Origin of the sequence: Amycolatopsis sp. NPDC021455 (assembly GCF_040640995.1) — a bacterium.
Lineage (GTDB): Bacteria > Actinomycetota > Actinomycetes > Mycobacteriales > Pseudonocardiaceae > Amycolatopsis.
The window spans coordinates 31,954-45,265 of the sequence record NZ_JBFACT010000005.1 but is presented as its reverse complement, the minus strand read 5'-3'; the positions used below and the strand labels follow the sequence as shown (position 1 = coordinate 45,265).

Here is a 13,312-nt window from a genome sequence, read left to right as displayed (position 1 = left end):
AATGGGCCGGACCCAACCTTGGGGAGCACCAGGAATCCCCGACGAAAGGCCTGGCCATGAAACTCCCCCGAACCCCCTCGCTCGGCCGGCGGAAGATCGTGCTCGCCGCCGCGATGACCGCTCTCTCGCTCGGCGGGGTCGTGAACGTCGTGAGCGCTCCCGCCGCCGTCGCCGCGGTGTCCACGGCCTCGGCGGCCTCCGACTCGGTGGCCGATGGCCAGATCACCCGCAGCGAGGTCTTGACGCGGTCCCAGTCGTGGATCGACGAGCAAGTGCCCTACAGCCAGACAGGAACCCATACCAACCAGTACGGCTCCTACCGGCCGGATTGCTCCGGATACGTGTCCATGGCTTGGCACCTCGGGTTCCCCCGTTACACGGGCAACCTGCCCGACGTCATGCACACCATCGCGAGATCCGACCTGAAACCCGGGGACGCCCTGTTCCGCCGCGACGCCAGCGTGCAGCACGTCGCCTTGTTCATGCGCTGGAACGACGCGGCCCACACCAGCCCCGTCGTCCGCGAGGAATACGACTACGGCCACGTCGCGGTCGAGCGCGCGTGGTCCGTCGCCTACGCGAACACCTTTGCTTCCATGCGATACAACAACATCGTCGACGACGGCCCGACACCGCCGAAGTACGCGAAGGTCACCCGCTACGGCTTCAGCAACGGCGCCGGCGTCATCCTCGCCAAGGACGAGCGCGACGGCTCCTGGGCGACGCTCAACCCCGACGGCCGGGCCGGTCAGTGGGTCTTCGACGGCGACCGGATCGGCGCCATCCTGGACGGCAACTTCCTGCTCAAGAACGGCCTTTACGACAGCTGGCACCTGATGGCGGACGGGCACGACGTCAAGCAGATCGCCCTGAACGGTGGCCGGATCGCCTTCAGCAACGGCGCGGGGATCATCTTCGTCAAGGACGAGTTCGAAGGACCCTGGCACACCCTGAACCCGGACGGCCGGGCGACGCAGTGGGTGCTGAACGGCGCCCGGATCGGCGCGATCCTCGACGGCAACTTCGCGCTGAAGGAAGAGCTCGACGGTCCGTGGATCAGCATGGCGACCGGTGGTGACGTCAAGCAGATCGCGCTGAACAACGGCCGCATCGCGTTCAGCAACGGCGCCGGGATCATCTTCGCGAAGGACGACCGTGACGGCGCCTGGCACGTGCTGAACCCGGACGGCCGCGCGACGCAGTGGACGCTCGAAGGCGACCGCATCGGCGCGATCCTCGACGGCAACTTCGCCATGAAGGAAACCCTCGACGGCAGCTGGCTGCCCATGGCCACCGGCGGCGACGTCAAGCAGATCCAGCTCAAGGGCAACCGGATGGCCTTCAGCAACAGCGCCGGCGTCATCCTCGCCAAGGACGAGGTCTACGGCAACTGGCACGTCCTCAACCCCGACGGCCGCGCCACCGAATGGCAGCTCGAAGGCAGCAACATCAGCGCCATCCTCGACGGCAACTTCGGCATGAAGGAAGCCCTCGACGGACCCTGGCTGACCATGGCCGGTGGCGGCGACGTCAAGCACGTCCAGAACCGCGACCGCATGGTCCAGGTCGGCTGACTTCCTTTCCCCCCAACACTTCCGAGGAGAATCCGATGTCTTTTCCTGCCCAATTCCCGAAGAGATCCGCTGTCCTGGCCGGGCTCACGGTCGCCGTCGCCCTGACCGGCACGCCGATGGCCACCGCCGCCGAATCCGCGGCGACCGCGTCGGTCGTCTGCGCCGTGCCGTCCGACCGGGACCTGAACGTGACCCGGACGGTCTACCAGGTCGGCACCGGGCTCGGGGTTTCGCCGAAGGTCATGCTGGCCGGCTTCGAGACCGGCTGGGTCGAGTCCCACATGAACAACCTCACCTGCGGTGACGCCGACTCGCTGGGCGTTTTCCAGCAGCGGCCCAGCCAGGGCTGGGGGACCGCGGCCGAGATCCTCGACGTGACCCACGCCGCGACCCGGTTCTTCCAGGCCGCGATGAACGTCGAGCGGACCCATCCGGCCTACCGCGCCGGCGATGTCGCCGCCGACGTGCAGCGGCCGCGGGCCGATCTGCGGGGCCGCTACAACGATTCGGAAGCCAAGGCGACCTCGATGCTCAACGAGGTAGCCGCACCCGTGCCGCCGAAGTACGCGAAGGTCACCCGCTACGGCTTCAGCAACGGCGCCGGCGTCATCCTCGCCAAGGACGAACGCGACGGCTCCTGGGCGACGCTCAACCCCGACGGCCGGGCCACGCAGTGGGTCTTCGACGGCGACCGCATCGGCGCGATCCTGGACGGCAACTTCCTCCTGAAGAACGGTCTCTACGACAGCTGGCACCTGATGGCGGACGGGCACGACGTCAAGCAGATCGCCCTGAACAACGGCCGGATCGCCTTCAGCAACGGTGCCGGGATCATCTTCGCCAAGGACCAGCTGGACGGCGACTGGCACGTGCTGAACCCGGACGGCCGCGCCACCCAGTGGACGCTCGAAGGCAACCGGATCGGCGCGATCCTCGACGGCAACTTCGCCATGAAGGAGAACCTCGACGAGCCGTGGCTGCCCATGGCGACCGGCGGTGACGTCAAGCAGATCGCCTTGAAGGGCAAGCGGATCGCCTTCAGCAACAGCGCGGGCGCCATCCTCGCCAAGGACGACACCTACGGGACCTGGCACGTGCTCAACCCGGACGGCCGGGCGACGCAGTGGGTGCTCGAGGGCGACCGGATCGGCGCGATCCTGGACGGCAACTTCGCCATGAAGGAAACCCTCGACGGCAGCTGGCTGCCCATGGCCACGGGTGGTGACGTCAAGCAGATCGCGTTGAACGGCAACCGGATCGCCTTCAGCAACAGCGCCGGCGCGATCCTCGCGAAGGACGAGGTCTACGGGAACTGGCACGTCCTCAACCCCGACGGCCGCGCCACCGAATGGCAGCTCGAAGGCAGCAACATCAGCGCGGTGCTCGACGGCAACTTCGGCATGAAAGAAGCCCTCGACGGACCCTGGCTGACCATGGCCGGCGGCGGCGACGTCAAGCACGTCCAGAACCGCGACCGCATGGTCCGGGTCGGCTGAGACCAGGGAGCAGGCCCCGGGCCGGGGGGCCGGGGCCTGCTCCCGCTAGTTCAGTTCCGGCCGGCAGAACGCTTCGCCACGGACGGTGCGACATAGCGCCGCCGTGGTTCTCGCGCTTCCCGGCTGCCATGGCGTTCGAAGATCACCCTGGCCTTCGCCCAGGCGTTGTCCGCTTCCTGAGTTCTGCCCAGACCGTCCAGCACCGTCGAGAGATCACGCAGGGTGCGCGCCTGCCACAGCGGGACGCCGAGCGCGGTCCACCACTCCAGCGACCGGACGAGGTACGTGTGCGCTTCCGTCAGTTCTCCTTCGGCGAGTTCGAGCTCACCGAGTGTCCGCAGCAGCAGCGCCTGCCCGAAACCGTCCTGCATCTCGTGGCGGGCGGTCAGGGAATCGTGGAGGGACTCCCGGACGGACGCCCCGAGCCCCTGCCGGATCCGCACCTTGGCCAGCGACTGGGCCGCGTAGGCCACCATGGTCGGGTTGTCGAAGGTCTTCAGGTGTTCCAGCGCCTTTTCGGCGTACTCGGCGGCTTCGGTCAGCCGGCCGTTCGCACGGTGGGCGACGCTCAGGGACCGCAGTGCGAGCGCCTCGGCCCAGCCGTCACCCAGCCGCCGGTACGCGGCAACGGCGTCTTCGCAGGCTCGCACCGCCGCGGAGAGCTCGCCCAGCTCGGTGAGGATGGATCCGCGGCTGTGCACGGCGCGGGCGAGGTAGAGCTGGTTGCCTGTCCGCGTCAACGCCGGCATCGCGGCGTCGAGCGAGGCGAGCGCGTCGGCCAGCCGGCCCTGGTCACGCTGGACCAGGCTCAGTTCGAGCCGGGTCAGCCCTTCCCCTTCGACGTCGCCGGTGTCGATGAAGGCCGCCAGCGCTTGTTCGTGGAACTCGACGGATTCGTCGTAGCGGTCCTGTTCGGAACGCAGCCAGCCCAGTCCCGACAGCAGCCGGGCCTCACTGGCCCGGTCGCCGGCCCGGCGAGCCGCTTCGATCGCGACGGAGTGGGTGCGCCACCACTCGCTGAACCGGTTGTGCGCGGACAACGTCGAAGCGAGGGCCGTGGTCAGCCGGGTCACCACGTCGACGAGGTCGAGCTCCGCGCACCGCTCGACCAGGTCGACCAGCGTGGTCAGCTCCGCGTCGACCCAGGCCGCGGGATCGCCCAGGACCGTCTCGACGGCATTCCCCGGCACCTGAGCGGAATCCGCGGGGTGGGCCGGCGTGCCCGCGTGCGTGGTTCCGCTGGGAATCCTCGCGCCGGCGCGCTCCACCAGCCGCAGCGCGGTCTCGGCGACCCGGCCGGCCGCCGCCACGACCTCGGTGTCGTCCTCTTCCTCGTCCGCCCGCTCACGGGCGAAGGCACGGACCAGATCGTGCAGCCGGTAGCGCACGGCGCCGGAGCCCGCCGCCCCGACCATGTCGAGCAGCTGCGCGTCGACCAGGTTCTCGATGATTCCTTCGGTTCGTTCCGCCGATTCCGCGAGCAGCGCCGAGACGAGCCAGTGGGCGAAGTCCCCGGTGCCCAGCCAGCCGAGCCTGCGGAGCGTGACGCGCTCCTGCTCGCCGAGGCCGACATAGCTGAGCGTCACGCTGCCCCGGACCTCGAGGTCACCGATCGCCAGCTCGTTCAGCAGCCGGTGCTGGACCCGCAGGCGCTGGGCGAGACTGTTCAACGACCAGCCCGGCCGGGCGGCCAGCCGGGCACCCGCGATCCGGACCGCCAGCGGCAGGAACCCGCACAGCCGCACGATCTCCAGCGCCTGGGCCGGTTGCGCGGCCATCCGTTCCGGGCCGGCCAGCCTGCCGAGCAGCTCGGTCGCCTCGTCCTCGCCCAGGACCTGCATGTCGACGTGCCGGGCGCCTTCCAGCACTGCCAGCCGGTTGCGGCTGGTCACGACCACCGCGCACGTCGAGCCGCCCGGGAGCAGCGGCCGGATCTGCCGTTCGTCGGCGGCGTCGTCCAGCACGATCAGGACCTTGCGATCGGCCAGCAGCGTCCGGTACAGCTCGACGCGGGAGTCGAGGTCGGCCGGCATCGCCCGGTCGGCGATCCCCAGGGCACGGAGGAACCGCGTGAGCACCTCGCCGGGGTCGGCGGTGACCGCCTGTACCCCGCGGAGGTTCACGTAGAGCTGCCCGCCGTCGAACCACGGCCGCAGGCGGTGGGCGACGTGCGCGGCCAGCGTCGACTTCCCCGAGCCCGGCTTGCCGGAGATCACGCAGACCCGCAGCCCGGCGGGGACGCCGTCGCTCACCAGCTGGTCCATCAGCTGCTCGACCTCGGCCGTGCGGCCGGTGAAGTCGGCGATGTCCGGCGGGAGCTGCCGCGGAACCGGGACGAAGTCGGTGCGCTCCGGCGGGGCGTCGGGCTCGGCCGTCGGCCGGGGGAAGCCGCGAGCCTCGGCCGGCAGCGCGATCTCACCGCGGAGGATGCGCTCGTGCACGGCGCGCAGTTCGGGGCCGGGTTCCACGCCGAGCTCGTCGACCAGCACTTCCCGGCCCTTGTGGAAGCAGGCGAGCGCGTCGGCTTGCCGCCCGCTCAGGAACAGGGCCGTCATCAGGTGTCCTCGCAGGCGCTCGCGCAGCGGGTGCTCGGCCACCAGTGCCGACAGCTCGCCGACCGATTCCGCGCCGCCTTCGACGGCGAGCCGCGCCGCGAACCAGTCCTCCAGGACGCCGAGCCGCTGGTCCGCGAGCCGGCTCCGTTCCGAGTCCGCCCAGCTCCCTTCGGCCCCTTCGAGCGCGGCTCCCCGCCACTGCGCGAGCGCTTCGCCGAACAGGGGCGCCGCGTCCGCGAACCGGCCGGCCGAGGCGGCCTCCTGGCCCTCCTGCGCGCGCGTTTCGAACACGTGCAGGTCGGTGCGCGCGGCGCCGGGGGCGAGGCGGTAGCCGCCCGGCCCCCGCACGATCACCTCCTCGCCGCCACTGCCCTGCAGGAGGATGCGGCGCAGCGTCGAAAGGTAGGTGTGCACGGACGCCCGCGCGCGGTCCGCGGCGTCGGGACCCCAGAGCGCTTCGATGATCCCCTCGACGGAAACGACCCGGCCCGCGGCCAGCGCCAGCCGGGCCAGCAGGGTCCGGGGTTTCGGCCCGCCCAGCGGAATCGCCCGGTCGCCCTCGTACACGGCGATCGGCCCGAGTACCCGAATTTCCATGCGCTCCCCCCAGAGACGTGACGATGTCTCACCCAGGGGACGCGCGAGCAACTCCGGGCACGTCGACCGGGGGCTCGACAGACCCCAACATACCCGTAATGATCACCCGGAAGTGTCCGTTTCGCGGAGCACGCGGCTAGGCCGTTCGGGCGGTTTTCCGAGTTCAGCGGGGTTGTCCGGCCGCGCCGGTCAGATCCCCGGTGGTTCCTTCGCCCACTTCGGCGGGGCCGGCGGCTCGTACGTCTCGAACCGGTCCAACAGCACCGCCGGGTCGGCGTCGGCCAGCAGCAGCCCGCGGTAGTCCGGCTTGACGAACCCCTCGGTCACCATGTGGTCGGCGAACGTCAGCAGCGGCGCGTAGTAGCCGTCGACGTCGACCAGGCCGATCGGCTTGCCGTGCAGGCCGAGCTGCGCCCACGTCCAGACCTCGAACAGCTCCTCCAGGGTGCCCGCGCCGCCGGGCAGCGCGAGGAAGCCGTCGGACAGCGCCGCCATCTTGGCCTTGCGCTCGTGCATGTCCGCGACGACGTGCAGCTCGGTCAGCCCGGCGTGCGCGATCTCGACGCTGGAAAGCGCCTCCGGGATCACGCCGATCACCTCGCCGCCCGCGGCCAGCGCCGCGTCGGCGACGACGCCCATCGTGCCGACGCTCGCGCCGCCGTAGACCAGGCCGATGCCGCGCTGGGCCAGCAGCTTGCCGAGCGCGGCCGCCTGCTCGGCGTAGCGCGGCGAGAAGCCCATCGACGAGCCGCAGAAGACGCAGATCCGGCGCATCAGTGCGTGTCCTCCCACGCCTGGTAGGACTCCTGCACCACGCGGACGGCGTCGTCGATGTCGTCGGTGACGTACAGCAGGTCCAGGTCGTGCGGGCTGATCTTGCCCTCGGCCAGCACCGAGTTCTTGATCCACTCGTAGAGCCCGCCCCAGTAGGCGCTGCCGAACAGCACGACCGGGAACTTCGTGACCTTCTTCGTCTGCACCAGCGTCAGCGCCTCGAACAGCTCGTCGAGCGTGCCGAAGCCGCCGGGCAGGCAGATGAAGGCCTGCGAATACTTGATGAACATCGTCTTGCGGGCGAAGAAGTACCGGAAGTTGACGCCGAGGTCGACCCACGGGTTCAGGCCCTGCTCGAACGGCAGCTCGATGCCGAGCCCGACGGAGAAGCCGCCGGCTTCGGCCGCGCCGCGGTTGACCGCCTCCATCGCGCCCGGCCCGCCGCCGGTCATCACCGCGAACCCGGCGTTGGCCAGCGCGCCGCCGATCTTGCGGCCGAGCTCGTACTCCGGGTTGTCGCGCTTGGTGCGGGCCGAGCCGAACACGGTGACCGCGCGCGGGACCTCGGCCAGCGCGCCGAAGCCCTCGACGAACTCGGCCTGGATGCGCAGGACGCGCCACGGGTCGGTGTGCACCCAGTCGCTCGGGCCGCGCGAGTCCAGGAGCCGCTGGTCGGTGGTGCTGCCCTGGTCGCGGCGGTCGCGGCGGAGCACCACCGGGCCCTTGTGGCGCTCTACCGGGCGTTCGGGGTACTGGCCGTCCGGCCATTCGGATTGTTCACTCACCTCGCCATGCTACGGCCTGCGCGCCAGTGAGAATGCGGGAAGCGCTGGCGCGACGCCGTCGATGGCGGGCTCGGTACGGGGCCATGAACGTGGATCGCCGGGAAATTCATCCGGACGAGTGTTGCGATACACGGTTCGGAATTGGTTCAGACCATCCGTAGGTGTCGGGGTTTCTTGTGGGCGTGTCTAACCTGGACGCCCCCGCGGAAAGGACCCGTGTGAGCGAAAGCGTCGGCGAACGCCTGCGTGGGCTGCGCGTCGGACGCGGGCTGACGCAGCGCGAACTCGCCCGGCCGCGGTACTCCGCCGCGTACGTGTCGTCGGTCGAGACCGGCGCGCGGACGCCGTCGGCGGACGCGCTGCGGTTCTTCGCCCGGCAGCTGGGCGTCGACCCCGGCGAGCTGCTCGGCGGCCGCTCCCCGCGGGAGCTGGTCGAGCTGGACCTCGAGCTGATCGAGACGGCGGAACGGTTCCTCGCCGGCGACGCCCGCCGCGCGATCCCGCGGATGCGGCGGATCCGGCGCCGCGCCGAACACCTGGGCCGGCCGCGGCCGGCCGGGATCGCCCTGCTGTGGCTGGCCGGCCACTCGACCGGCGACGTCCGCGCGAACTACGTCACCGAAGCCGAGACGACGTTGTCGGGAGAACCGCCGCCGGTGCGGGCGATGACCGTCCCGCTGCGGGCTGCCGTGCTCAGCGACCGGGGTGACGTCCGGCACTCCGTGCACCTGCTGGAAACCTGCCACGCCGAGCTGCTGCGCGACGGCTACCCGCAGCCGTCGATGCTGCTGACGCTGCGGGCCTGCCTGGCCGAGCGGCACCTGCGCCGAGGCGACCTGGAGCGCGCGGCCGAGTACGCCCGCTCGGCGCTGCGGCTCACCCGGGGCGGGCCGGCGGTACTGGCGGAACTGACCCGCGGCCACGTCGAGGTGTGCCGCAGCCACCTGGCGGCGAACCGGTTCGCCGACGCGGCCGCGTCGGTCGCCGCGGCCTACGACCTGATGCAGGAACGGGCCCTGCACCCGGCGGTGGCCTGCTGCCTGCTGGCCAGGGCCCGGATCCGCGGCCGGTCGGGCGACGTCGAGGGTGCGCTGGCCGACCTCGGTGCCGCACGGGAGACGGCGTGGCCGGACGACGTCCCGGCGATCACCGCCGAACTCGCCGCGCAGTACCTCGCGGCGGGACGGCCGGAGACGGCGGCCGCGTTGCTCGATCAGGTGCGCGGAGGCAGGCCGAGCCGAGGGTAACCCTTTTCTGAGCAGTACTAACGAATCCCGATGATCGAGATCGTCCGGCGTTCGGATGGTGTCCCGGACAATCCCTACGAAAGTCGTTTCGGTGCGGAACACGCCGAGAATCCCCTGCTGCGGCGGGGTTTGTACGAATTGATCCCTGAATCCGGAACGTACTGTTGGTCCGTTCGGCGCATTGACGCCCCGATCCGCTGATCCTTTACTCGGATGCGTCCGGACGCATACCTCCCTGCCAGCGGCCCGGGCACGTCTCCCCTTTCCCTTACCGGACCTCGATTCTGCCTTCATGGAAGGAAGACCTCGATGACCCATCGTGGGTTCAGCACGGGCTTGGCGGCCGCCGCCGGGCTCGCCATGACGCTCGCGTTACCGGTGACCCCGGCGAGCGCAGCGCCCCAAGCCCAGCCGGCCGCTCCCGAAGCGGCCGCCGCCCGCGCCGCCGACCAAGCGGCCGCGAGCGGTCTCGACGCCCTGCGCCGCGGCGCGGGCGAATCGTTCCGGCGCATCGGCCTGACCGCCGGCGGCGCCGGCCTCTTCTACGGCGCCTACCAGCGGACTTACCAGGGCCTGCGGGTCGTGGGCGGGGACGCGGTCGTCGTCGCCGACGGCGCCGGGCGCGTCCGCGGCACCAGCTCGGCGGAGACCGCGCCGATCACCGTCGGGACGCAGGCACTCGTCGACGCCGCGAAGGCCGCCGCCACCGCGCGCGCTCAACTGCCCACTGTGGACAGTGTGAGCCCGCCGGAGAAGGTGGTGCTGGCCGGGACGAGCCCGAAGCTGGCCTACGAGGTCGTCGTCGCCGGGCGCACCGCCACGGCACCGAGCAACCTGCACGTCTTCGTAGACGCGGCGACCGGCGCGGTGCTCGACCGGCGTGACGACGTCAAGACGTTCGCCTCCGGAGCGAAACGCCAGGCTCAGCCGGGCACGGTGAACCTCGCCGGTGCCGGCAACAGCTACTACGTCGGCAACGTCTCGATCGACACGACGCAGTCCGGCAGCACGTACACGATGCGCGACCCGGGCCGCACCGGCATCAGCTGCGGCCGCGAGGGCGGCTCGGTCTACAGTGGACCGGACGACAACTGGGGCAACGGCTCCGGCACCGACCTCGAAACCGGTTGCGTCGACGTGCTCTACAGCGTGCAGACCGAGTGGAAGATGCTCGCCGACTGGCTGGGCCGCAACGGCATCAACGGCAGCGGCACCGGCTACCCGGCGTCCGTCGGCCTGAACGACGTCAACGCCTACTGGAACGGCTCCTCGACGCACTTCGGGCACTCGCAGGACAACCAGCGCCAGGCCACGTCGATGGACGTCGTCGGCCACGAGTTCGGGCACGGCGTCTTCCAGTTCACCCCGGGCGGTGCCGGTTCCGGCAACGAGAACGGCGGCCTGAACGAGTCGACCGGCGACATCTTCGGCGCGCTCACCGAGGCGTACGCGAACAACGCCAAGGACACCCCGGACTACGAGGTCGGCGAGGGCGTCAACCTGGTCGGCCAGGGCCCGATCCGCTACATGTACCAGCCGTCGAAGGTCGGCGACCCGAACTGCTACTCGTCGTCGATCCCGAGCACCGAGGTGCACGCCGCGGCCGGCCCGCAGAACCACTGGTTCTACCTGCTCGCCGAGGGCTCGAACCCGGGTGGCGGCAAGCCGTCCAGCCCGACGTGCAACAACTCGAGCGTCACCGGCATCGGCATCCAGAAGGCCGGCAAGATCTTCTACAACGGCCTGCTGAAGAAGACCTCGTCGTGGAACCACAAGGCCGCCCGCAAGGCGACCCTCGAAGCCGCGATCGCCCTCTTCCCCGGCAGCTGCGCCGAGTACAACGCCACCAAGGCCGCGTGGGACGCCGTTTCGGTCACCACCGTCAGCGGTGAGCCGACCTCGTGCAGCGGTGGCGGGCCGGACTTCTCGGTCGCGCTGAACCCGGCGTCGGGTTCGGTGCAGCCGGGTGCCTCGACGACCACCACGATCAGCACCGCGATCACCTCCGGCGCGGCCCAGTCGATCACGCTGTCCGCCTCGGGCCTGCCCGCCGGCGCGACCGCGACGTTCAGCCCGGCCACCATCTCCTCCGGCGGCAGCTCGACGCTGACCATCGCGACTTCCGCGTCGACCCCGAACGGCACCAGCCAGATCACCATCACCGCCGACGGGGCCAGCACCGACCACACCGCGCAGTTCGCGCTCACGGTCGGCAGCTCGTCGTGCTCGGCGGTGACCAACTCGACCCGGCTCGACATCCCGGACTACCCGGGTGCCGCCGTCAGCAGCACCAACACCGTGGCCGGCTGCGCGCGCAACGCGTCCGGCACCACCAAGGTCGAGGTGCACATCACCCACACCTACAGCGGTGACCTGGTCCTCGACCTGATCGCCCCCGACGGCACCAGCTACCGCATGAAGAACTCCAGCAGCAGCTCCACGCCGAACATCAACACCACCTACACCGTCAACGCCTCCTCCGAGGCCGCGAACGGCACGTGGAAACTCCAGATCAAGGACGTCGGCCCGGCCGACACCGGCTACCTCTCCTCCTGGACGTTGACCGTCTGACCCCAAGTCCGTGAAGGACTCCTTACCGGCCTTAAAAGCCGGTAAGGAGTCCTTCACGGCCATCTCCTCACCCCACCGAAGGAATTCACCGCCATGAAGTGGAAGACACGACTCGGCGCCGGGGTCACCGCCTTCGCCGCCGTGCTGGGTGTCATGAGCACGCCCGCGGCAAGTGCGACCGCGCTCGCCGCGCCGGACATCTCGCTGGCCAACATCAAGACCCACCTCGCCCAGCTGCAGACCATCGCGAACAACAACGGCGGGACACGCTCGGCCCGCGGCGGCGGTTACGCGGCCTCGGTGTCCTATGTGGAAAACCTGCTCAAGAACGCCGGCTACACGACGACCCGGCAGACCTGCACCAGCTGCCTCGGGCAGTCGCAGAACCTGATCGCGGAGTGGCCGCAGGGCGACGCGAGCCAGGTCATCATGCTCGGCGCGCACCTCGACAGCGTGAGCGCCGGCCCGGGCATCAACGACAACGGCTCGGGCAGCGCGTCGATCCTCGAGGTCGCGCTGACGCTGGCCCGGACGAACCCGGCGATGGCCAAGCGCGTCCGCTTCGGCTGGTGGGCCGACGAGGAGTCCGGCCTGGTCGGCTCGAAGTACTACGTCAACAACCTGCCGAGCGCCGAGCGCACGAAGATCAAGACCTACCTCAACTTCGACATGATCGGCTCCAAGAACTGGGGCTACTTCGTCTACGACGACGTCGCTTCGATCAAGGCGATCTTCGACGAGTACTTCACCTCCATCGGCATCCCGACCGAAGGCGACAGCGAAGGCGACGGCCGGTCCGACCACGCGTCCTTCAAGAGCGCGGGCATCCCGGTCGGCGGCCTCGCCACCGGCGCCGGCGACATCAAGAGCTCGGCACAGGCGCAGAAGTGGGGCGGCACCGCGGGTTCGCCGTTCGACAACTGCTACCACCGCGCCTGCGACACGACGGCGAACATCCCGGACGCGCCACTGGAGAAGAACAGCGACGCCATCGGCTACGCGCTCTGGAAGCTGGCCGTCGCCACGCCGCAGGGCAACGACTTCTCGGTCGCGGTGAACCCGGCGGCCGGCACTGTCCAACCCGGACAGTCGCTCCAGGTCGCGGTGAACACCACGACGACGTCCGGCTCGGCGCAGTCCATCTCGCTGTCGGCGAGCGGCCTGCCGGCGGGCGCCACGGCGACGTTCAGCCCGGCCACCATCTCCTCCGGCGGCTCCTCGACGCTGACCATCACGACGTCGTCGAGCACGCCGACCGGCACCTTCCCCCTCACCGTGACGGCCGACGGCGCGAACGCCGACCACACGGCGTCGTTCTCGCTCGGTGTCGGCAGCACGTCGTGCGCGCCGGTGACCAACTCGACGCGCCTCGACATCCCGGACTACCCGGGCGCCGCGGTCAGCAGCACGGCGAACGTCGGCTGCGCGCGCAACGCGTCCGGCACCACCAAGGTCGAAGTCCACATCACCCACACCTACCGCGGTGACCTGGTCCTCGACCTGATCGCCCCGGACGGGACCGCGTACCGGCTGAAGAACTCCAGCAGCGACTCGACGCCGAACATCGACACGACCTACACGGTCAACGCCTCGTCGGAGGCCGCGAACGGCGCCTGGAAACTGCAGATCAAGGACGTCGGCCCGGCCGACACCGGCTACCTGTCCTCCTGGACGCTGACCGTCTGACCAACCCCCAGGTGGGAGCTTTCACGT

The 13,312-nt window shown here is 70.3% G+C and carries 9 protein-coding genes; 6 read left to right on the top strand and 3 right to left on the bottom strand.

Features of this window, described 5'->3' with window-relative positions; genetic code table 11:
• Positions 1-56 precede the first annotated feature (56 nt).
• Both AB0G28_RS09645 and AB0G28_RS09640 read left to right on the top strand, forming a co-directional pair.
• Complete coding sequence (locus AB0G28_RS09645) at positions 57-1,574, top strand: hypothetical protein (protein ID WP_361085426.1); 1,518 nt, start codon at positions 57-59, stop codon at positions 1,572-1,574.
• 35 nt (positions 1,575-1,609) lie between these two features.
• Positions 1,610-3,070, top strand: a complete 1,461-nt coding sequence (locus AB0G28_RS09640; RefSeq protein ID WP_361085423.1) for a hypothetical protein — start codon at positions 1,610-1,612, stop codon at positions 3,068-3,070.
• Between the two features lie 50 nt (positions 3,071-3,120).
• Here AB0G28_RS09640 and AB0G28_RS09635 read toward each other — a convergent pair whose 3' ends face one another.
• The 3 genes from AB0G28_RS09635 to AB0G28_RS09625 all read right to left on the bottom strand — a co-directional run bounded on the left by AB0G28_RS09635 (position 3,121) and on the right by AB0G28_RS09625 (position 7,781).
• Positions 3,121-6,222: a BTAD domain-containing putative transcriptional regulator gene (locus AB0G28_RS09635; RefSeq protein WP_361085420.1), complete on the bottom strand. Its 3,102-nt coding sequence runs from the start codon at positions 6,220-6,222 to the stop codon at positions 3,121-3,123.
• Between the two features lie 189 nt (positions 6,223-6,411).
• Complete coding sequence (locus AB0G28_RS09630) at positions 6,412-6,996, bottom strand: TIGR00730 family Rossman fold protein (protein ID WP_361086270.1); 585 nt, start codon at positions 6,994-6,996, stop codon at positions 6,412-6,414.
• Positions 6,996-7,781: a TIGR00730 family Rossman fold protein gene (locus AB0G28_RS09625; protein WP_361085418.1), complete on the bottom strand. Its 786-nt coding sequence runs from the start codon at positions 7,779-7,781 to the stop codon at positions 6,996-6,998. Before AB0G28_RS09625 ends, AB0G28_RS09630 begins: the two co-directional genes overlap by 1 nt.
• A gap of 218 nt (positions 7,782-7,999) precedes the next feature.
• Between AB0G28_RS09625 and AB0G28_RS09620 the strand changes: the two genes are divergently transcribed.
• From AB0G28_RS09620 to AB0G28_RS09605, 4 genes are all read left to right on the top strand, one after another.
• Entirely contained in the window at positions 8,000-9,028 is a 1,029-nt protein-coding gene (locus AB0G28_RS09620) for a helix-turn-helix transcriptional regulator (RefSeq protein ID WP_361085415.1), read from the top strand.
• A gap of 30 nt (positions 9,029-9,058) precedes the next feature.
• Positions 9,059-9,229, top strand: a complete 171-nt coding sequence (locus AB0G28_RS09615) for a hypothetical protein (protein ID WP_361085412.1) — start codon at positions 9,059-9,061, stop codon at positions 9,227-9,229.
• Positions 9,230-9,337: 108 nt separating this feature from the next.
• A complete protein-coding gene (locus tag AB0G28_RS09610; RefSeq protein ID WP_361085409.1) occupies positions 9,338-11,599 on the top strand; it encodes a M4 family metallopeptidase in 2,262 nt (753 codons plus the stop codon).
• A 93-nt stretch (positions 11,600-11,692) separates the two neighbouring features.
• Positions 11,693-13,285, top strand: a complete 1,593-nt coding sequence (locus tag AB0G28_RS09605) for a M28 family metallopeptidase (RefSeq protein WP_361085406.1) — start codon at positions 11,693-11,695, stop codon at positions 13,283-13,285.
• The last annotated feature ends 27 nt before the right edge of the window (positions 13,286-13,312 follow it).